Raw genomic sequence first — 19,688 nt, forward strand, 5'->3', positions numbered from 1 at the left:
ATTGTGCCACGGATGCCGAAGGGCGGTGCGAGCAGGTTAAATCTTGGCTCACGGTGATTAAAATTACCGGCCGACCCTGGGAGATCGCACTGGCAAAGCCTTAGAAGTTCATGCGACCTTCGCTCGGGTGAGCGCCGCACCCGAGCCGACGACCCGGGCCTATTCGAGCCCTCGTGGGATCATTTGGCATGGCCATTCGCGAGGCACCGGTCGACCTGCCCGACGTCGGGGTCCTCGCCGGGCGGCCGTTTGGCATCTATGTGCATGTGCCGTTCTGCATAACCCGGTGCGGCTACTGCGATTTCAATACCTACACCCCGGCCGAGCTGGGTGGCGTCAATCCGGACGCCTGGCTCGGCGCGCTTGGGGTGGAACTGGAGCTGGCCGCCGCAAGGTTGCAGGCGCCGCCGGTAAGCACCGTGTTTGTCGGTGGCGGGACGCCGTCGCTGCTCGGGGGCCCGCGGATGGCGACGCTGCTGGGCATGGTGCGTCAGCACTTCACGCTGGCATCCGATGCCGAGGTCACCACCGAGGCCAACCCGGAGTCGGCATGGCCGGATTTCTTCGATGCCATCCGAGCGGCCGGCTACACGCGCGTGTCGCTGGGGATGCAGTCGGTGGCGCCGAAGGTATTGGGTGTCCTTGATCGCATCCACACGCCGAACCGGTCCGCGGCCGCCGCCCGCGAGGCGCTGGCCGCGGGCTTCGAGCACGTCAGCCTCGATTTGATCTACGGAACTCCGGGGGAGTCCGACGACGACCTGTTGTGCTCGGTCGACACCGCCATAGAGACCGGCGTGGATCACGTATCCGCCTATGCGCTGGTGGTCGAGGAAGGCACCGCGCTGGCCCGGCGAGTGCGGCGCGGGGAACTGGCCGCACCCGATGACGACGTCTTGGCCCACCGGTACGAATTGGTGGATGCGCGGCTGTCGCAAGCGGGTCTGTCCTGGTACGAAGTGTCCAACTGGTCGCGGCCCGGCGGTGAGTGCCGGCACAATCTCGGCTACTGGGATGGCGGCCAGTGGTGGGGCGCGGGCCCGGGTGCGCACGGGTACGTCGGTGCGACGCGCTGGTGGAATGTCAAGCATCCCAACGCTTATGCGGAGAGTTTGAGCGTCGCGGCATTGCCGGTGGCCGGGTTCGAGCAGCTCGATGCCGGCGCCTTGCACACCGAGGACGTGCTGCTGAAAACCCGGCTGCGGCAAGGCCTTCCAGTTGAGCTACTCAGCGCTGCCGAGCGCGATCGCGCCCAGCGTGCGGTTGCCGACGGGTTGTTGGTGTCGGACGGTGACAGGCTTGTCCTGACTCCGCGCGGACGGCTGCTGGCCGACGCGGTGGTGCGAACGCTATTGGGGTAGCGGCGTTGTCCGTACGGTCAGACGCCGAACCAATGTTCGAAGGCGCGGGCGATCTCGATGTAGAGCGGGATTCCCACGGTGACGTTGTACGAGAACGTCAGGCCCAGTGAGGCGGCCAGCGGCAACGTTGGGCTCGCCTCGGGGATCGCCAGGCGCTGCACCGCGGGAACGGCGATGTAGGAGGCCGCACCACACAGGACCGCGAATAGCACGTAGGTTCCGGTCTTGAAGTCGGTGTGAGTCAGCGATGCGTAGCTGCAGGCAACGATGATGCCCAGTGTCGCAAAGACATTCGGCGCCAACAGGCCGAATACGATGAAACCGGGTCCCGCGGTGCGAAGGTCCTTCAACTTGCGCGACGCCGTCATCCCCATCTCGAGCAGGAACAAACACAGCACACCCTGGAAGGCCAGCACGAAGAATTTGTCGTCGTCGGCGACGACCTTCTGTCCCTGCAGTCCACTGACGAGGCCGATGATGATGCCGCCCATCAGCAGGACGAGACCGGGATTGAGGAAGACCTCCTGGAACAGCTCCCGGGAAAAAATCGGCACCCTCTTGCTTTTGCGCGCGGGCCTCGGGTCCGGCTCCCAATCCGGGTGCTCCAGCTTTTCGAGCGAGAGCTCCAGCTCCTGCTCGATGGCGGCTTCCTCTTGGCTCTCGAGACTCTGGCCCTGCGGGGGACGCGCCGCGGTGCCGGGTCCGACGCCGACCTTGACGGGCGGCGTGTAGCCGTCCTCGTCGGGCATGTAGCCGGCGGAGTCCATCCCACGATGGCGCAGTCGCGCCACGAAATACAGGGCCACCAAGCAGCCCGGGATCTCCATGACCGCGAGCATCACCGGCATGTAGGCGTTGAAAGCGACGTTAACCGCTGCCAGGACGGCCACGCAGGTGGCAAAGGTTCCGGCCGAGTCCGACCCGTAGTAACCGGCGATGGTCGCGCGGTCGACTTTTCGCAGGGATTTGAGGCGACTGAGGCCCAGGTAGGCCAGGCCGCCGATCGCACAGTTCAGCACGAAGCCCAGGACCATGAATCCCACGATGGCCCCGACGCTCGACGCACTGACCTGTGCGAGTTCTTCCCCACCGTGCCAGCCGATAGCCAGCAACAGGTACATCGTCAATCCCTGATAGATGACGTAGGGAAATTCGAACCGCACCTTGAGGATGGGAATCAGGAACCCGAAGTAAAAGAACAGCAGAAGCGGTTTGAACAAGTTATGGGTGAAGTTGTGCCAGAACTCTTGCAGCATCGATGCCTCCGTTGGTTAGAGCGCTGATCTGGGGAAGCACCGTCCGCAAGCGGAGCAACCACGAAACATCCCGACGACCGTCAAGAATTTATCCCCACCGCTGACTCGCCGCCAGTTGAACACGCACAGGGAAACTGACGCCGCACGGCGCGCCGAGTGACCGTCAAAACCGCTGGTCAACGCGAAATCGATCGGACAAAATATCTCATTCGTGCGTCCCTCGCGCGCCATTAGTTTGGTGTGAACCTGCTGTGCATTTACTGTGGAGTTAATACGGGGTCAACGCGCCGACGAAACGAGTGACGGCCTGACGCCGGCTCCCTTTTTGCGGTGCGTTACCGACAGCCATGCCGACGGCGAGTAATGCGTCGTGATTTCCTCGAAACCGTCGACCCGGGAAACCGAAAGCACACCGGTCTGTTGATTGAGTTCGAGCTCGTCGCCTTCGCTTGCGTGCACTTCCTCGCCGTTGGAGAGCCGGATTATGAACACCGTGACCCTCCAATCCAGCGGATTCCGTGCGAGCGGGCGGTAAGCGCTATGAAAATTCTGGCCGCAGGAGCCGCTTGTTGTGCGGCCGCAATGTAAACGGTTGGGAAACACTTGGAGAGGCCGTCTTCATCGGCGCAGTCGAGGGACCGGTTGCGCGCAGCTACATAGGTTAGGCTACATTTACTAACCGTGACCGAGGTCAGCGTCGAGACAACTTCCGCCGACTCGGAGTCGCCGTCGATCCCGCTCCCCCCGCACACCGACCCGGCCGACCTGGCAGCCGCGCTGGTGGTGGAGCTGTCCGAGCGCGTCGGCGAAGAGTATCTGCTCTATGAGCGCAGCGGTGAATGGGTGCTGGCCACCGGCGTGCGCGCGATGATCGAGCTGGACAGCGACGAGCTGCGCCTGAGCCGTGACGGCGTGATCCGGAACGAACGATGGTCGGGCAGGCCTGGGCCGGTCCTCGGTGAAGCCATCGATCGGCTGTTGCTGGAAACCGACCAGCTCTTCGGCTGGATCGCCTTCGAGTTCGGCGTGTACCGCTACGGGTTGCAACAGCGCCTGGCACCGGGAACGGCGCTGGCCCGGGTGTTTTGGCCGCATGGCCGCATCGTGGTGACCCGGGAGGAGGTCCGGCTGTTCGGTACCTCCGCGGGCCACCGGGACGACGTTTTGAGCGTGCTGGACGACGGCGTGCCCGACGTGCGCGACGCCTCGGCGGTCGACGTGGTCGTTGACCCGTCCGCCTATCGCGATCGGGTGGCGTCGGCCGTCGGCGAGATCGCCGCCGGCCGTTATCACAAGGTGATCCTTTCCCGTTCTCTCGCAGTGCCTTTCGCGCTTGATTTCCCGTCCACGTATCGGCTGGCCCGTCGGCACAACACGCCGGTGCGGTCGTTCCTGCTGCGGCTCGGCGGCATCCGCGCCGTGGGTTATAGCCCCGAACTCGTCGCGGCGGTCCATCGTGACGGCCTGGTGGTGACCGAACCGCTGGCGGGCACGCGTGCGCTCGGTCATGGCGAGGTCCGTGACCGCCAGGCTCGCGACGAACTGGAGTCGAATTCCAAAGAGATTGTCGAGCACGCTATTTCGGTGCGAAGTTCGCTGCAGGAAATGGCCGAGATCGCCGAGCCGGGCACCGCCGTCGTCACCGACTTCATGACCGTGCGGGAACGGGGGAGCGTGCAGCACCTCGGCTCTACGGTCAGCGGTCGACTCGGTACGGGCAACGACCGGATGGATGCGCTCGAAGCGCTGTTCCCGGCGGTCACCGCGTCGGGCATCCCAAAAGCGAATGGCGTCGAAGCGATCATGCGCCTCGACGAGGGGCCACGCGGGCTGTACTCGGGTGCGGTCGTGATGATTTCGGCCGACGGGGGCCTCGATGCGGCGCTGTCGCTGCGGGCCGCATACGAATGTGACGGCAAGACGTGGCTGCGGGCCGGTGCGGGAATCATCGAAGGGTCCACACCCGACCGTGAATTCGAGGAGACCTGCGAAAAGCTGTCGACGCTCGCGCCGTATCTGATTGCTCGCCAATAGCTTTGCCGTTGCACGGCACCAGGCTCAGACCGCAGAGCTCGATTCGAGGTAGTCGGCCAAGATGCGGCCAACGAGCGATTCGATACTGGATTCGATCGACGAGGCGAGCGTGGCGGTGACGGTCGCCACCGCTTGAGTTCGGAAGCGCACCAGCATGGTGATCAGTTCGGCGATCTCGGCGTCGGCCGGCAGCGGTTCGCCGGGCTTGATGCGATCCAGCACGTGCTCGGCTCCCGCGCGCACCAGCATGTCGCTGATCTTGTCGATTTCGGGAACGATCTGCTCGTGGAGGTCTATGAGCTTGTCGAACTTGACGCCGTAGCCGCGGATTTCGTTGAAGGCTTCGATGAGCTTGGGGCGGGTGACCGTTGCTTGGTTCCCATCGATCCGGATCACCTGCAGCCCCACCAGGCGATCGAACGCGTCGGCGTCGTCGACCAGGCGCTGGGCGTCGGCCAGCGTCATCGTCTCGGGCTTCTCGGTAGTCCAGGTGCCGACGATGGCGGTTTCGAGGCCCAGGACGTCACCGAGGTTCTTGCCTTCCTCCCACGCGCTGAGCATCTCTCGCACGTGCGCGATGTTGTAACCGCGGTCGAGCATCGAGGTGATGAGCCGTAGCCGGGTCAGGTGGGTGTCGTTGAACAGCGCTATTCGGCCCACCCGCAGTGGAGGCGGCAGCAGTCCGCGATCGCGGTAGACGCGGATATTGCGGGTGGTGGTGCCGGCCAGCCGGGCCAGGTCGTCGATCCGGTATTCGCCGGAGTTCGCCGTGCCGTGCGGGTGCCGGGCGGCCGCATCGAAGAGCTGTGACACCGCCCCCTCGATGAGTTGGCGGTATTCCCGCGATTGGCGCCGAACCCTTTTGGGTGCGCGCCGCACGTTGTGCAGCACGCTCGCGATGGTGCCCGGGTCGGGCCGCGCAGCGCGTTCGGTTGCCATGTCAGTGCGGCATCTCAGGCCGACGCGGTGGCCTGCGACTTGGCGTGACGTGCCACCGCCTGATAGTCCTCGTACCGGAAATCCCTCATTTGGCGAAGATACTGCGTGGCGAAACCGGGGTACGTCGAGCCGTTGAATCCGTCCTTGGTGAGGTACCAGCTGCGGCAACCCGACATCCAGGTCGTCTTGGTGAGCCGGCGTTGCAGGCCCTCGTTGTGGCGACGCTGGACCTCTTCGCGCACATCGAGGTAGCGCAGGTCGTTGTTCAGCACGGCGGTGATCCCTCGTACCGCGTAATCCAGCTGACCTTCGATGTAAACCAGCAGCGAATTGTGGCCGGGCCCGGAGTTGGGGCCGGTCATGACGAACAGGTTGGGGTAGCCGTGCACGTTGATGCTCTTGTAAGCCTGTGCGCCATCGGCCCACTCGGCGGCCAGCGACCGGCCGCCGAGTCCGGTGACTCCAAAGGGCGGGCCGGTCAGGTGCACGTCGTAACCGGTGGCGAAGACGATGCAATCGAGGTGGTGTTCGATGCCGTCGCTGGTGCGAATGCCAGCCGGGCTCAACGTGGCGATCGGCCAGTCGATGAGCTTGCAGTTCTCGCGTTGCAGCGCGGGGTAGTAGTCACTTGAGACCAGCATGCGCTTGCAACCCGGCCGGAAGTCTGGCGTCAGCTGACGCCGCAACCACGGATCTTTCACCTGAGCGCGCAGGTGTACTCGCCCGAGCCGGGCGACCAGCGACGTCAACGGCGTGTCCCAGACCAGCGCCGTGGCGCTGGCTTCGTGGCCCCAGTAGAGCGCCTGGCGCGCAAGCTGTTGGGTGGCAGGAACTTTGGTGAACAGGGATTGCACGGCCGGCGGGGTGGCGACGTCCAGTCGCGGCAGCACCCAGCACGGCGTGCGCTGAAATACCTTGACGAACCCGGCCCGCTTGACCAGCTCGGGGATGATCTGGATTGCACTGGCACCGGTACCGATGACCGCGACGCGCTTGCCGGCGAAGTCGTAGTCGTGGTCCCACCGCGCGCTGTGGATCTTGTGTCCGCGGTAGCTGTTGAGGCCGCGGATGTCGGGAAAGCTGACGTCCGACAGGGGGCCGGACGCCAGCACGACCGTGCGGGCGCGAAACTTCTTGCGGTTCTTGGTGGTCGCCGTCCATACGCCGGCGTCCCCGTCGAAGGTCAAGTCCTTGACTTCGTGGCCGAACTTGATGCGGCTGCGGATGTCGAACCTGTTGGCCATGTCCTCGAGATGCCGGTAAATTTCCGGGGCCGGCGAATAGGTGCGTGACCACGTCGGGTTCTTGACGAACGAGTATGAGTACAGCACTGACGGGACATCGCAGCTGGCACCCGGATAGGTTGTGTCGCGCCATGTTCCGCCGACCCGGTCGGCCCGTTCCAGCATCACGACGTCGTCGATTCCGGCTTCGGCCAGGCGGATCGCCGCCCCCAGTCCGGTGAAGCCGGCCCCGATGATGAGCGCCGCATGGGCGCGGTTGTTCGCCACGGTCACGCCGCCGGCTCGTGGGTGAGTTCTCCAACCCATGTCGGTACCGACGGAAGCAGGGGCCGCGGATATCGGTCGGACAGCCACACCATCGAATTCGCCAGCAGGTGGTAGGGGTGGCGTGGGTTTGTGACCACTCCGGCGTAGCGCCTCAGGAACCGATAAGTCGGTACCCGCCTGGTACGTTCGCCGCGATCACCTAGCTCTTTGAATCGTTTCACTGCCCGGTAAAGCCGCTCGGGCTCCATGCCCATGGCGGTGATCTCGTTGCGGATCCTGTTGATCAGCGGTGCTCCCGTGATCGCGCCGATGATGAGGCCTGGAGTGGCGTTGTGACCGACGAAGTCGATCAGCAACCGCCGGATCTTCGCGTGCCCGATCATGTCGAGGACTTCGAAATCGACGACCAGGTGGCGTGATTCGTCATTGTTGATCTTCTCGAAAACCTGGTGGCACAGGGGGTCGTGCACCTCGTCGAGGAGGAATTTCAACAGGGCGCCGTCCAGTGCGACTTCGAGCATCGGGATGACGGTGCCGAGCAGAGACAGTGGCATGTCGTCGGCCCAGCGATCCAGCCAGTCGATCGCCAGGCGGATGTTGACGTTCGGTTCGGGAATCTCGCCGTCCTTGAGCATGCCCCAGCGCTTCATCAGCGCCAGTTCAGCGTTGGCGTGGCGCTGCTCCTCGGCGTGGAAGTAGCGGTAGATCTCGGCGATTGTCGGTGTGGGTGCCTTCTTCGCCAGCGCGGCGAAGCCCCTGGCGCCGATGTTCTCGATCCAGCACAGGTCGGCCATGAACGCCTTGAGTTGTGGCCGCTGTTCATCACTGATCATGTCGGCGCCGGGTACGTCCCAATCGATGTCGGCTAGGGCCCACTGCCGATCCTTGATCTTGGCGAGCATGGCTTCCATGTCGATGGCCATCGAGCGCTCCTTTCCGTCGGGTGATCAGGGCAGGTTGATTCGGGACACCAGGCCGGCCGCGCGCGTATAGGTCTGCGGGGCCAGGCGTTTGATGTTCCAGCCGATCTTGGCGTCGATCTGCGGCATGCAGTACAGCTCGCCACGGTCGTGGGCGTCCAAGCAGGTGCGCGCGACCTTCTCCGCGGATAATCCCGTCCAGCGCATCAATTTCCCGGCCAGCTCGCTCGATTGCTCACTGATGCGGCCGGACTCGAGGATGTTGGTCTTGACGAAGGTAGGGCACAGCACGGTGACTCGCACCCGCGTGCCGGCCAATTCGGCAGCGAGGGTCTCCGAGAGCGAGAGCACGCCGGCCTTGCTGACGTTATAGGCGGCCATGCCAGGCGCCGCACCGAATGCCGCCGCCGAGGCCACGTTGATGATGCCCCGCGGCGCGCGCGACGGGTCGGCCTCGCGCAGGATCGGGGTGAACACGTGGCACCCGTGGATGGGGCCCCACAGATTGATGCCCAAGGTCCACAGCCAGTCGTCCAGCGGCGCTTCGCCGATCGCGGCGCCGCCCGCACCGACGCCGGCGTTGTTGATCACCAGAGTGGGTGGCGCCGCTAACCAGGACTGCGACTGTTCGGCCAACGCTTGCACGTCGTCGAATCGCGATACGTCGCAACGGATAGCGACCGCCTTTGCACCGAGCGCGATGATCGTGTCGGCCGTCTGTTGCGCGGCCGCCTCGTTGATGTCACTGCACACCACCGCGCCGCCGCGCTTGCCCAGTTCGATGGCGAAGGCGGCACCGATGCCGCTTCCCGCGCCGGTCACCACCGCCGAGGCGCCGCGGCTGGTTTTCGACCGGTCGAGCAGTCTGTCCAGGGGGCCGAACATCATCAGTGGACCTCCTCGGTGACGGCGCGCGCATCCTGCAGGGCGTGAGCGATGAACCGCGCGACGTAGGCCATGGCCTTGGCGGCCTCGGGTGTCATGCGCGGCAACGCTTGAAAGACGTGCACCTGGTGCGGCCAGATCTGCAGTTCGCATCTGCCACCGGCGGTGCGGATGTCGGCGGCGAGCTGGCGCGCATCCTCCTGCAGCATCTCGGCTCCACCCGCCTGGATGAGGGTTTGGGGAAGCGCGGGGCCGGCGGCCACGTCGAGTGTCAAGCGCTGGTGGTTGACCTCGACGCCGCTGTGATAGAGGCCGACGAGGCGGACCGCGCTCGCCGCCCGGGTGGCGGGATCCGGGCGGATCCGCTCGCGGGCGAGCGCCAGTTCGAACGTGAGGTCGTACAGCGGAGAGAACAGCACCATGGCGGCGGGGTGCTCGACGTCGGGCTGCAGCAGCAAGTCCACCGACAGGTGACCGCCCGCCGAATCACCGGCGATCACAATCTGTGTCTGCGGCACCCCGCGGGTGTTCACCAACCAGTCCCAGCCCGCGCGCACGTCGTCGGCCGCGGTGGGGAAGCGATGCTTCGGGGCCAGTCGGTAGTCGATGCAGAACACCGGCAGGCCGGTCAGGGCTGATAGCCAAGATATCAAGCGGCGGTGGGTCTTTGGCGAGCACACCGCATACCCACTGCCGTGCACGTAGTAGATCGCACCGTCGCTGATCGAGGAGCGCTCGGTCTCGCTGGTGGGCGTTCGCGGTCCATAGACCCATTCACCCTTGACGCGGCGGCCGTCGGGCAGCCTGACGTCCACCGGCTCGACGCAAGTACCCGCGAGCGAGGGACCGAAGGTCCCCATGATCCTGGCGATGATCCGGCGCGACAACCACAGCCCCCAGGCCCGTTCGGGCGGAATCACGCTGGTGATCGGCCGGAGGGTGTACGTACTTACCGCTGCCGCGCCGCGGGATCGCAACGACCCGCGAGCCGGAACGCCGTCCGTCATGAAACGTAGTCAACACCAAATGGTGACATTGGTCAATGGCAACTTGTGGAAGTTAAAGACGGCCGGCCGGGTGTCCATCACTGCGGGGGCGGACGGCATGGCTCTCGGAGTTGACGCACGCTTATGACGTCTTCGCCGAAGCGCGTTACGAACAGAAGTTCGTCAGCCCGAAAGGTGGCCCCTCACCGCTGACTCCGTTGCGGCTCAAAGCGTTAAGGCCGGGCGGGACCTTCACGCGTCAGGGCCAGCGCGTAGCGGCGTGCAGGTCCTTGGCTGTCGCCGAGGTCGGTACCGTCGACGGATCCGGGTACGTGCCGAGAAGTCGGTCGGCGGTTCCGGTGGTGGTGACGGTGAACCAGTAGTGTTCGTTTTTGAAATGGTGTCGCCGGTGATTGCGCCAAATCGACCGATACGTAGCGGTTTTCGCTTTGTAGTCGGTGTGGATGAGATAATGTGTCCACTCGTAGGCCAGCCCGAGGGCGGTCAAAACGGCCAGGTACGTCAGCCCGAGGCCGAGTCGAGGGAACGCCACCAAGGCCATGGTGACGGCAGTCGGGATCACCCACAGCAGCGTCTGCCATGGCATGAAGATGAGCTCAACTTTTCGTGGGTCGCTGTGATGCTGGCGATGTTTGCGTGCCAACAGCGGATCCACGGCGAGACCGCCGAGCCTGCGCGGCCGCCAGTGCAGGATGGCGACATGAATGATCCATTCGAACACGGGGAACGTGGCCACCATGATTGCCGGTAGCACGGCGTCGGTGAGCCGCCAGTCACCGACCACGATGCGGGCCGTCAGTGCTGCTAGGAAAGTCAGTGCGATCGCCGGGGGGGAGGGGTGGCGCCAAAACTCCCGGGCCGCCTCGGACAGGGTCAAGCTGTTGCGTGCGTGTGTTGTCACCGTCGTTCGTCCAAGCCAGATAGCGCGGCGAGCAGGCCGTGGCTGGTCGGCTCGAGCAGTTTCTTCGCGGCGCGGTTGGCCGCCGCCGCATCGGCGGCGGTGATCGCATCTGCCACTTGCCGGTACAGCTCCGGGTGGCTGATCTCGGCGGCCATCACCGTGGCGAGCGCCGGGAGCGCGGGTTCATACGTCGCACGCAGCGTGTTGAACATCAGCCGGAAGACGATGGAGTCGGCTGCGTCGACGACGTGGTCCCAGAATGTCAGCGCGGCGCGCTGACGTTCCACCGGATCCCCTGCGGCGGCCAGCGTATTCACCGCGCTGTCGAGCAAAACGGCCGCCTGCGGGCCGCCGCGCTGCGCTGCCAGTTCGGCGAGTTTGGGCCCATTGTGCAGCCGGGCCTCCAAAATACTGCGCACGACCGCTAAGTCCAGCTGGTCAGCACGATCGCCGTCGCGGAGCAGCAGGCGGGGCAGCAGGTCCAGGCCTGCATGACGTCGGTAGTCCCGCACAGTGGTGGCGTCCCCCTGCCGGACCTCGACCAGGCCGGCAGCGCTGAGACGCTTGAGCGCCTCCCGGACCACCGGGCGGGACACACCCAGCACTTCTGCGAGTCTGCGCTCGCTGGGCAGCATTTCTCCGGGCGCCATTTCACCACTGAGGACGTCGGACATGATCTGTTCGAAAACGTGTTCAGGTATCGATTGCCGGATGACCGGCCGCAGAGCCATATGGGTACGCTCCCCGAGATCTGGCTAGACGTCAAGTGGTCAGACCAATTTCCAGGTAGCGAGGTGGCGACCCCTTGCTCGGCCCGGTTCAGCGCCGACCATCAGTTCGTGGCGTCCACGATTTGGCTGAGGTCGAGCCCTTACCGACCTTCGCGCCTGTTGCGGGTCTGGGCGCAGCAGCCTTAGCGAATCGCGCGGCCCGGGCGGCGTCGCTGGCTATCGAAGTCGTCGATGGGTCGAGTTTCGACTCGTTGCCTGCTGACAGACCCACCCTTCGGGGATGCGGCCGGTGCAGATGAACGTGGTGAGTTCTTCGCGCGTTGATGCTGGTAGGTCATAGTTAGCGTGCAGATAAATCACCGGCTCCTCTTTGAAGCTGTGCCGGTGAAGTTGCTCGAGTAGCCGATTGCAAGCGGCCCTGAGCCGCGGACTGTCGTCCGGATCGCTGAGTAGCTCGCTCAAGCTTTCCATCGTTGCCCATAGCTGGCCGTGTTCGCGCATCATGGCAACGATCGGCGTCGATATCCCTGCCTCCCGGAGAGGCGGGAAAAGGAAGACTTCCTCGAGATAGATGTGCCGGCGCAGTGCATCCAACATCGCCGCGATTAGGTCGGTCTGTATGTCGCCGACTTCAAGCTTTCGGATGAAGATTTCCACCGCACCACAGATTTCGCGGTGTTGTCGCATTAGTGCGGCTGATATCACGTGGCGGGGTGTCATCTGTTCCCTATGTTTGCGAAGGTTGTCTGGCTGAGCGAGTGTGAAACACCTTGATGCGCGCTAGTTTTCACTTGCAGCTGTGCCGCCGAAGGCTTTGGAGTTTGAGCCATTCGGATGGGGCTTCGGCGCACGCCGGCGCGGAGGTCCGGAATTCAGCTGACCAGGTTGAGGCCAGCCCATGTCAGAGTTCGTGCGGCCAGAGCGAGCAGATTGCGACTCGACAACGAAAGTCGTATCGCTGTATCAGCTGCAGCGAATGGTTGGCACACCTGGTGCACGGAACCTACCGGTGGCTCGCCTTCGGCCTAGGTCAGTGGTGGTGCCGCGCCGGAGGATTGCGTCGTTCGATCAGCAGCGGGCTACGCAATGTTGGATCAAAACATTCTGGTCGATGCAGCGCGAAGATGGCGCGCGAGTGGGCAGCTCGACCGGCTGCTCCGACCACATGAGCCTGACCGTCGGGGGGAGGGCAGATCCCGCCGAGCGCGGCGTGGCCAATGCTAAGGCCGCTGGCCGATTACGCTTGAGCCCAACACTTTTGAATGCTTTGTCGTCGTTCACGCTGGACCTAGGGTCAAGGTGACGAACGAGGATCGAGCTTTTGCTCAACTGCGTCGGGCCAGACACCGAGCCGATCGATGACGCCGCTACCTCTGGCCGCGAGGCGTCAGCGTGCGTCTCGGCGCGCAAAGGCCCGAAACCGAGCACCGCTGCGAGGAGGGCCAGCGCAGCAACGGTGGCTGACACAAATTGCAGTCGTGACCACGGTGAACGTATCCCCACTCCGAAATTCACAGTGTCCCGGACACTACCAGCCGCGATCCTTTCGCTGTGATGCGGGCGTGATAGGCCGTGCCGCGACCGCGGTGCACCGGCTCGAGCGACTCGGGCAGACCGCGGCGAGCCGTTACTACGGCGGGCTACCTACCGCGGCACATTGACGGCGCCGTCGCGCGCTATGTCCCGTGAATGGGCGATGATGGTCTGGACACTCGCCGTTCGAAGTCACCGTGCAATATCCGCAGAACGGATCCTGACCATGCCTGATGAACTCCGAGGGCCGGCCAGGCTGTTCGATGCGTTGACCACCAAGGGCACCGCCTTCACCGAGTCCGAGCGTCGACGGCTGGGTCTTCTGGGTCTGCTGCCGACGACGGTGAAGACGCTGGAGCAGCAAGCTCAGCATTGCTGGCACGAATTCTCCACTCGTCGTGACGATCTCGATAAACACATCTATCTACGGGCTTTGCAGGACCGCAACGAGACATTGTTTTACCGGGTGTTGCATGACCACATCCCGGAGGCGCTGCCGATCGTCTATACACCCACCGTGGGTGAGGCCTGCCAGCGCTTCAGCGAGATCTACCGGCGGCCGCGGGGGCTGTTCGTTTCCTACGCCGAGGGTGATTGCCTGGACGAGGTGCTCGACAACCGGCCGCAGCGCGAAGTCGATGTGATCGTGGTGACCGATGGGCAGCGCATCCTCGGCCTGGGGGATCAGGGCATCGGCGGGATGGGCATTCCCATCGGAAAGCTGTCTCTTTACACCCTGATCGGCGGCATCGATCCTGCGCGCACCCTTCCGATCGTGCTCGACGTGGGCACCGACAACAGCGAATTGCTCGACGATCCCCAATACCTGGGCTGGCGGCACCGGCGCGTCGACGACCACGATTATTACGCTTTCATCGACAAGTTCGTGGGCGCGGTACGCAGGCATCTGCCCAACGTGCTGCTGCAGTGGGAGGACTTCGCCACGACGCACGCGTTGCCGATCCTGGCCCGCTATCGCGACGAGCTCCTCACCTTCAACGACGACATCCAGGGAACGGCCGCCGTCACCCTCGGGGCGCTGCACGGCGCCGCCAAAGTCGCCGGCCGCCCCCTCTCGCAGCAACAGGTCGTCATGCTCGGCGCCGGCTCGGCCGGTATCGGAGTGCTCGACATGATTCGACGGCAGATGATGAACGAAGGGCTGTCCGAACAGGCGGCCTCGCAGCGCATCTGGGTCATCGATGTGGTCGGCCTGCTCACCGATGACCGCACCGACCTGTCCGACGCCCAGCGCGGATTCGCCCAGCCGGCCAGCCGCGTCGCGGGGTGGGGGCTGTCACGTCGGGCTCAGCTCGCGGATGTCGTTCATCATGTCGACGCCAGCGTTTTGCTCGGCCTGTCGACCGCGGCGGGTGCCTTCACCGAGAGCATCGTGCGCGAACTCGCCGGCAAGACACCGCGGCCGATCATCTTCCCGCTCTCCAACCCGACAAGTCGCGCCGAGGCCCACCCAGCGGAATTGGATCGATGGACCGGAGGGCGCGCCTTGATCGCCACCGGATCACCGTTCGCGCCGCTGCACCGAAACGGCGTGGAACACGCTGTAGCCCAATGCAATAACGTTTATATCTTCCCAGCGATGGGACTCGCCGTGACTGCGGCTCAAGCGACCCGCGTCACCGACGAGATGATGCGGGTCGCTGCGGAGACCTTGGGCGAGGCGTCCCCCGCCCTGGCCGACCCCGACCAGCCGCTGCTGCCCGCCTGGTCGGACGTGCCCGACGTCGCCGTCCGGATCGCGCACGCCGTCGCCGTCCAAGCCGTGGCGGACCGCGTTGCCCCGACGCGTAGCGACGCAGAACTCGGCGAACGCATCGCTCACGTGCGTTGGCGGCCCGAGTACCCCGCCTCGGCGAGCCCGTGAACTCCCTAGCCGCGTCGGTCCTCCGTATGCCTCTGGTCGATGCGTGCTTACCCTGCGACCAGGCTGCCGCCAACACTTGCGCTTGACTTCATACATACAGTGTGTATGTTAATACATACTGTATGTATCTGGAAGGGAGCGGCATTGAGTACCACGATCGACGCCATAGCGGAAGAACGCAGACTCGTGTTGGAGCTGTGCTCACAGATACCGGATGCGATGTGGGAGAAAGACAGTGGTTGCTCCGGCTGGTCGGTACAGGACCTCGTGTCGCACATGGCATGTAGCTTTTGGCTGGCGGTCGATCCGTCGGCGCTGCCCAGCCCGGGCGAAATTCCCGCCGAACGCGCGGCAGATCTCTACGTCGCCTCGCGGCGTTCGATGACTCCCAAAGCGGTTGTGGCCGACTATGAATCGGTCAGCGCTCGAGGGCTGGAAGTGCTCGCAGCGATCGAGACTCAGGATATCGACATACCCATAGGCGACGTCGGGACCTATCCCGCGTCGGTCGTTCCGACGACCTTCGTCTTCGAATCCTTCATTCACATCCGGTATGACCTGTTCCCACCGGATGGCCCGTTGGATGGAGATCCGCCGCCCGTCGACGCGCTACGGCTTGCCCCCACGCTTGACTGGATCGAAGCGGCGCTGCCGCAGCAGAACGTGCACTTGCTCAACGACTTACACACGGGCGTAGAGGTGTGCCTCGACGGGTTGTGCGAACGAACCCTGCATATCGGCGCCGACTCCGGTGTCGCAGCGCACATCACATCGGATTCGCAGGCCTTTGTCCGGTGGATCACCCAGCGCGGCATCTGGGCGGACCTGGGCGTGCAGGCCGAGGGCGACCCGTCGTCGCTGGATCTCGTTCGCCGGCTCAGGGTGTTCTGAGCCGGGCGCCGACCACGACGCCACATCCGCCGGTAGCGGAATCCCGGACCTTTCATACGGTATGTATGAAAATGCATGGGTAACGCGAAAGGTATGGGTCGATGGCGAAGATTGGTCGCCGCACGCAGGCCGAGCGTGCGGCCGAGACACGCGATGCGTTGATCGGTGCCGCCCGCCCGTTGTTTGCCTCCGTAGGGTTCGCCGACGCGTCCCTGGAAACGATCGTCCGCGACGCGGGGGTAACGCGCGGAGCGCTGTACCACCATTTCACTGACAAGACAGAGTTGTTCGCGGCGGTATTCGAGCGGGTGGAGGGCGAGATGGCCGCCCGGATGAGTGAGGCGGTCGCGGCCGCGGGCCACTCCGATCCGGTCGAGATCATGCGGCTTTGTTCAGGTCTTTGGCTGGACGCGTGCTCCGAACCCGAGATTCAGCGCATCGTCTTGCTCGAGGCGCTGGCCGTACTCGGATGGGAACGCTGGAGCGACATCGGACATCGGTACAACATCGGATTCGTGACCAAACTGCTCACCGACGCCATCGAGTCCGCCAGCATTCCCCGCCAGCCCGTCGAGGCGACGGCCCTGACGATCATGGGGGCGCTGCGCGAGGCAACGCTCTACATCGCCCGCGCGACGGATCAGCGAAAGGCCCGCGCGGACGCCGGTGCGGTGATGGACCGGCTAATCGATGCGTTGCGCGCCAATACATCTGGTTAGTCTGAGGCGATGTGACGGCGGTCGCAAACTGCCAGGTTGTCATACGCCTGACTCCGCATGGTATCTTCGCCGACGTGAATATCGGCGTGCGCGCGTATTGGCGCTTTATCGTGGCTCCGGGTGGAGCCAGCGATGCAGCGTCTGGTTGACGCAACCGCACGACTGATACCCGGAGCCCAGCAGTGACCACCAGGTCGCTGCTTTTCGTTTTTCAGGGCATCGGGAACCAGCGGGCGTGCCCTGGGAGCCAGCAGAAAGGCACACACCCCCATGTCCATGACCAATTGCGAAACGGCGACGATCGATACGTCCGATCATCGGATCGTTTCGTTCCGGGAACTCTCGGCTCCCGTCGTGATCCGCACCGAGCTGCCGTTGACGGCTCGGCGCGCCCAGACCGTCCAGCGCGATCGCGAGGAGATCTCGGCGATCCTGGCCGGTGGTGATGACAGGCTGTTACTGGTCGTCGGGCCCTGCTCGGTGCACGATCCCGCCGCCGCGCTCGATTACGCACGCCGACTTGCGCCGATCGCCGCCGAGTACGCCGATCGGCTGAAGATCGTGATGCGGGTCTACTTCGAAAAGCCGCGCACCACCATCGGCTGGAAGGGACTCATCAACGATCCCGACATGGATGGCAGCTTCGACGTCGAACATGGACTCCGGATTGCGCGCGGCTTGCTGCTCGACATCATCGACGTCGGCCTGCCGGTGGGATGTGAATTCCTCGAGCCCACCAGCCCGCAGTACATCGCCGACGCCGTCGCCTGGGGCGCGATCGGCGCCCGGACCACCGAGTCGCAGGTGCATCGCCAGCTGGCGTCCGGTCTGTCCATGCCGGTGGGGTTCAAGAACGGCACCGACGGCAACGTCCAGGTCGCCATCGACGGCGTCAAAGCCGCTGCGGCAGCCCACCATTTCTTCGGTACCGACGACGTCGGTCGCGCGGCCGTTGTCGAGACCGTGGGCAATCCCGACTGCCACGTGATCCTTCGAGGTGGCACAGCCGGGCCCAACTACGACACCGCCTCGGTGACCACCGCCATCGAACGGCTCAGCAAGGCGGGGCTTTCGGCGCGGGTGATGATCGATTGCTCACACGCCAACTCCGCGAAAGACCATGTGCGGCAAGCCGAGGTCACCGCGGGGGTGACCGGACGCATCGCGGCGGGCGAGCGCGGTATCGCCGGCCTGATGCTGGAGAGCTTCCTGGTGGCCGGCGCCCAATCGCTCAGCGGCGAGCTGACCTACGGCCAGTCCGTGACCGATCAGTGCATGGACTTTCAGACCACCGCGGGCCTGCTGGCCGACCTCCACGCGGCGATGGGCTGATCGCGGGGCCCGGCCGGCGGCTGGGAACGCGCGCACCTTACCGCCGCTGGTGCGCTTGCTGCGCCGAAACCTGGTTAGCGATGGCCTTTTTGTCGATCTTGCCGATCGGGGTAGTGGGCAGCGACGTCATCGCAATTAGGACGTCGGGACGGGCGTGCGCAGCCACGCCACGCTCGTCGAGGTGGCCGTTCAATTCGGAAAGCGATAGCTCGGCGCCGTTGAAAACCACGGCCGCGCAGATTTTCTCGCCCAGGTAGGCGTCGGGCAGTGCGACCGCGGCGGCCGAGAAGATCGACGGATGGGTGTGCATCTGCTCCTCGAGGTCCGCCGCGGAAATCGTTTCCCCGCCACGGCAGATCACGTCTTTGACTCGGCCGGTCACCACGAGATAGCCGTCGTTGCGCACCCGCACCACGTCGCCGCTGCGGAAGAACCCTTGCGCGTCGAAGCTGCGTTCGTTGTCGCGCCCGGCGCGAAAGTAACCGTTGAAGGTGTACGGCCCGCGGACCAGTAACTCGCCTTCCTCGCCCTGGGGCACCGGATCGCCCTGTGCGTCGACGACGCGTAGTTCGTCGGCTGCCGACAACGGCCGCCCCTGGGTCTGTTCGGTGAGTTCCGGGGGATCGTCGAGCCGGGTGTAGTTCAGCAGCCCCTCGGCCATCCCAAACACCTGCTGCAGAACCGGGGTCATGGCGTCGCGCACCAATCTGGCATCCTCGGGTTCCAACTTGGCGCCACCAACCTGTAAGAGCCGCAATGTCTTTGGTGTCACGGGTTCCCAGTCGCAGGCTCGAGCCCACAACTTGGCCAACGCCGGCACCAGGGCGGTCACGGTGACGCCGTGGCGGGCGATGGCGGCAAAGGCCGCTTCGGGGCTGGGATCGGTGGCGAAAACGGTCGTGGCGCCCACGGTCATCGCGCCGAGCAGGCCCGGGCAGGCAAGCGGGAAGTTGTGGCCGGCCGACAGCACCGTCAAATAGACATCGTCTGAGGTGAGCCCGCAGAGTTCGGCGCTGGCCTTCGCGTTGAACACGTAGTCGTCGTGGGTGCGGGGGATGAGTTTGGGTGTTCCCGTGGTGCCGCCGGAAACCAGTAGCAGCGCAGGTGTTCCCGGGTCGGGCGACGGTGGCGGCGAGCCGGTCGCCGCCTGATCGCGCAATTTCGCCCACGAGGTGAATGGTCCCGGGTCACCGTCGACGATGACATGCTTGAGCGCGGCAAGCTCTTCGGACAGCCCGCTGGCCATCGCCCGATAGTCGAAACCACCCGCGGTATCGGCGATCAGCAGCCCGGTGGCATCGCTGACCGTGGCGAAATGCCGCAGTTCGGCGGCGCGGTGGCCCGGAAGGCACATCACCGGGATCGCTCCCGCGCGCAGCAGGGCGAACAGCGCGACCGCGAACTGGCATCCATTCGGCAACTGCAGCAGCATCCGGTCGCCCGGCGCGATGCCCGCGCGCACGAGTCCACCGGCCGCGCGGTCAGCCTGGTCGTCGAGGTCCGCATAAGTGATGCCGGTGTCGGCCATCGCGTCGACTATGGCGATCCGGTCGGGCCATTGCTGTGCCCCGTCGCGCAGGATCGTGTCCAGGGGACGTCCCGTCCAGTAGCCGGCCGCTCGATAGGCGGCGGCCCGATCGGCGGGGAACGGCACGAACCCGTCGAGGACTCTGGCCGGCGGCTGCGGGGTGTTTGGGCTCATGGCTCCTCTGGCGGGCGGTGTCGAGTGGGGCTAGTAGCGAGGACGTAGGGAGTAAGGATAGGGTAACCAAAAAATAGGGCA

At 64.9% G+C, this 19,688-nt stretch carries 17 protein-coding genes and 1 pseudogene; 7 read left to right on the forward strand and 11 right to left on the reverse strand.

Features of this window, described 5'->3' with window-relative positions:
- Nucleotides 1-188: 188 nt before the first annotated feature.
- Nucleotides 189-1,361, forward strand: coding sequence for a radical SAM family heme chaperone HemW (gene hemW, locus AC5Y4H_RS07865; RefSeq protein WP_499980072.1), 1,173 nt, complete (start codon nucleotides 189-191; stop codon nucleotides 1,359-1,361).
- 17 nt (nucleotides 1,362-1,378) lie between these two features.
- On the opposite strand, the gene AC5Y4H_RS07870 is transcribed toward hemW, so the two are convergent.
- Together AC5Y4H_RS07870 and AC5Y4H_RS07875 are read right to left on the reverse strand one after the other, a co-directional pair.
- Complete coding sequence (locus AC5Y4H_RS07870; protein WP_499980074.1) at nucleotides 1,379-2,617, reverse strand: sodium-dependent bicarbonate transport family permease; 1,239 nt, start codon at nucleotides 2,615-2,617, stop codon at nucleotides 1,379-1,381.
- Nucleotides 2,618-2,896: 279 nt separating this feature from the next.
- Nucleotides 2,897-3,109: a hypothetical protein gene (locus AC5Y4H_RS07875; RefSeq protein ID WP_499980077.1), complete on the reverse strand. Its 213-nt coding sequence runs from the start codon at nucleotides 3,107-3,109 to the stop codon at nucleotides 2,897-2,899.
- Between the two features lie 189 nt (nucleotides 3,110-3,298).
- Here AC5Y4H_RS07875 and AC5Y4H_RS07880 point away from each other — a divergent pair, with 189 nt between their 5' ends.
- Nucleotides 3,299-4,651: a salicylate synthase gene (locus AC5Y4H_RS07880; RefSeq protein ID WP_499980079.1), complete on the forward strand. Its 1,353-nt coding sequence runs from the start codon at nucleotides 3,299-3,301 to the stop codon at nucleotides 4,649-4,651.
- A gap of 24 nt (nucleotides 4,652-4,675) precedes the next feature.
- On the opposite strand, the gene AC5Y4H_RS07885 is transcribed toward AC5Y4H_RS07880, so the two are convergent.
- The 5 genes from AC5Y4H_RS07885 to AC5Y4H_RS07905 are packed head-to-tail and all read right to left on the reverse strand — an operon-like array spanning nucleotide 4,676 to nucleotide 9,913.
- A complete protein-coding gene (locus AC5Y4H_RS07885; RefSeq protein ID WP_499980081.1) occupies nucleotides 4,676-5,590 on the reverse strand; it encodes a MerR family transcriptional regulator in 915 nt (304 codons plus the stop codon).
- Between the two features lie 14 nt (nucleotides 5,591-5,604).
- Nucleotides 5,605-7,107 (reverse strand): flavin-containing monooxygenase, encoded by a 1,503-nt coding sequence (locus AC5Y4H_RS07890; protein ID WP_499980083.1) that lies wholly within the window; start codon nucleotides 7,105-7,107, stop codon nucleotides 5,605-5,607.
- Complete coding sequence (locus AC5Y4H_RS07895; RefSeq protein ID WP_499980085.1) at nucleotides 7,104-8,024, reverse strand: ferritin-like domain-containing protein; 921 nt, start codon at nucleotides 8,022-8,024, stop codon at nucleotides 7,104-7,106. Before AC5Y4H_RS07895 ends, AC5Y4H_RS07890 begins: the two co-directional genes overlap by 4 nt.
- A gap of 24 nt (nucleotides 8,025-8,048) precedes the next feature.
- A complete protein-coding gene (locus AC5Y4H_RS07900) occupies nucleotides 8,049-8,906 on the reverse strand; it encodes an SDR family NAD(P)-dependent oxidoreductase (protein WP_499980293.1) in 858 nt (285 codons plus the stop codon).
- A gap of 2 nt (nucleotides 8,907-8,908) precedes the next feature.
- Complete coding sequence (locus AC5Y4H_RS07905) at nucleotides 8,909-9,913, reverse strand: alpha/beta hydrolase (RefSeq protein WP_499980086.1); 1,005 nt, start codon at nucleotides 9,911-9,913, stop codon at nucleotides 8,909-8,911.
- A 98-nt stretch (nucleotides 9,914-10,011) separates the two neighbouring features.
- Between AC5Y4H_RS07905 and AC5Y4H_RS07910 the strand changes: the two are divergent.
- Nucleotides 10,012-10,122: pseudogene (locus AC5Y4H_RS07910) on the forward strand (type 1 glutamine amidotransferase domain-containing protein); the annotation flags it as partial.
- A gap of 29 nt (nucleotides 10,123-10,151) precedes the next feature.
- On the opposite strand, the gene AC5Y4H_RS07915 reads toward AC5Y4H_RS07910, so the two are convergent.
- The 3 genes from AC5Y4H_RS07915 to AC5Y4H_RS07925 all read right to left on the reverse strand — a co-directional run bounded on the left by AC5Y4H_RS07915 (nucleotide 10,152) and on the right by AC5Y4H_RS07925 (nucleotide 12,265).
- A complete protein-coding gene (locus AC5Y4H_RS07915; protein WP_499980088.1) occupies nucleotides 10,152-10,814 on the reverse strand; it encodes a sterol desaturase family protein in 663 nt (220 codons plus the stop codon).
- A complete protein-coding gene (locus AC5Y4H_RS07920) occupies nucleotides 10,811-11,545 on the reverse strand; it encodes a FadR/GntR family transcriptional regulator (RefSeq protein ID WP_499980090.1) in 735 nt (244 codons plus the stop codon). The genes AC5Y4H_RS07915 and AC5Y4H_RS07920 overlap by 4 nt, the downstream gene beginning before the upstream one ends.
- 216 nt (nucleotides 11,546-11,761) lie before the next feature.
- Nucleotides 11,762-12,265 carry a hemerythrin domain-containing protein gene (locus AC5Y4H_RS07925; RefSeq protein ID WP_499980095.1) on the reverse strand — a complete coding sequence of 168 codons (504 nt, stop codon included), beginning with the start codon at nucleotides 12,263-12,265 and terminating at the stop codon, nucleotides 11,762-11,764.
- 1,039 nt (nucleotides 12,266-13,304) lie between these two features.
- Between AC5Y4H_RS07925 and AC5Y4H_RS07930 the strand changes: the two genes are divergently transcribed.
- From AC5Y4H_RS07930 to AC5Y4H_RS07945, 4 genes are all read left to right on the forward strand, one after another.
- Nucleotides 13,305-14,963, forward strand: a complete 1,659-nt coding sequence (locus AC5Y4H_RS07930) for an NAD-dependent malic enzyme (protein ID WP_499980099.1) — start codon at nucleotides 13,305-13,307, stop codon at nucleotides 14,961-14,963.
- A gap of 105 nt (nucleotides 14,964-15,068) precedes the next feature.
- Nucleotides 15,069-15,854 (forward strand): maleylpyruvate isomerase N-terminal domain-containing protein, encoded by a 786-nt coding sequence (locus AC5Y4H_RS07935; RefSeq protein ID WP_499980102.1) that lies wholly within the window; start codon nucleotides 15,069-15,071, stop codon nucleotides 15,852-15,854.
- 101 nt (nucleotides 15,855-15,955) lie between these two features.
- Nucleotides 15,956-16,573 carry a TetR/AcrR family transcriptional regulator gene (locus AC5Y4H_RS07940; protein ID WP_499980105.1) on the forward strand — a complete coding sequence of 206 codons (618 nt, stop codon included), beginning with the start codon at nucleotides 15,956-15,958 and terminating at the stop codon, nucleotides 16,571-16,573.
- A 270-nt stretch (nucleotides 16,574-16,843) separates the two neighbouring features.
- Nucleotides 16,844-17,905: a 3-deoxy-7-phosphoheptulonate synthase gene (locus AC5Y4H_RS07945; RefSeq protein ID WP_499980108.1), complete on the forward strand. Its 1,062-nt coding sequence runs from the start codon at nucleotides 16,844-16,846 to the stop codon at nucleotides 17,903-17,905.
- Nucleotides 17,906-17,942: 37 nt separating this feature from the next.
- On the opposite strand, the gene AC5Y4H_RS07950 is transcribed toward AC5Y4H_RS07945, so the two are convergent.
- Nucleotides 17,943-19,607, reverse strand: a complete 1,665-nt coding sequence (locus AC5Y4H_RS07950; RefSeq protein ID WP_499980109.1) for a (2,3-dihydroxybenzoyl)adenylate synthase — start codon at nucleotides 19,605-19,607, stop codon at nucleotides 17,943-17,945.
- Nucleotides 19,608-19,688 lie beyond the last annotated feature (81 nt).

It is taken from the genome of Mycobacterium sp. NGS58 (assembly GCF_059812385.1).

Coding starts and splice junctions, on each gene's coding strand:
- AC5Y4H_RS07920 (WP_499980090.1), bottom strand. CDS start 11,545: ATGGCTCTGCGGCCGGTCATCCGGCAATCGATACCTGAACACGTTTTC.
- AC5Y4H_RS07870 (WP_499980074.1), bottom strand. CDS start 2,617: ATGCTGCAAGAGTTCTGGCACAACTTCACCCATAACTTGTTCAAACCG.
- AC5Y4H_RS07885 (WP_499980081.1), bottom strand. CDS start 5,590: ATGGCAACCGAACGCGCTGCGCGGCCCGACCCGGGCACCATCGCGAGC.
- AC5Y4H_RS07900 (WP_499980293.1), bottom strand. CDS start 8,906: ATGTTCGGCCCCCTGGACAGACTGCTCGACCGGTCGAAAACCAGCCGC.
- AC5Y4H_RS07945 (WP_499980108.1), top strand. CDS start 16,844: ATGTCCATGACCAATTGCGAAACGGCGACGATCGATACGTCCGATCAT.
- AC5Y4H_RS07905 (WP_499980086.1), bottom strand. CDS start 9,913: ATGACGGACGGCGTTCCGGCTCGCGGGTCGTTGCGATCCCGCGGCGCG.
- AC5Y4H_RS07895 (WP_499980085.1), bottom strand. CDS start 8,024: ATGGCCATCGACATGGAAGCCATGCTCGCCAAGATCAAGGATCGGCAG.
- AC5Y4H_RS07930 (WP_499980099.1), top strand. CDS start 13,305: ATGCCTGATGAACTCCGAGGGCCGGCCAGGCTGTTCGATGCGTTGACC.
- hemW (WP_499980072.1), top strand. CDS start 189: ATGGCCATTCGCGAGGCACCGGTCGACCTGCCCGACGTCGGGGTCCTC.
- AC5Y4H_RS07940 (WP_499980105.1), top strand. CDS start 15,956: ATGGCGAAGATTGGTCGCCGCACGCAGGCCGAGCGTGCGGCCGAGACA.
- AC5Y4H_RS07925 (WP_499980095.1), bottom strand. CDS start 12,265: ATGACACCCCGCCACGTGATATCAGCCGCACTAATGCGACAACACCGC.
- AC5Y4H_RS07935 (WP_499980102.1), top strand. CDS start 15,069: ATGTTAATACATACTGTATGTATCTGGAAGGGAGCGGCATTGAGTACC.
- AC5Y4H_RS07950 (WP_499980109.1), bottom strand. CDS start 19,607: ATGAGCCCAAACACCCCGCAGCCGCCGGCCAGAGTCCTCGACGGGTTC.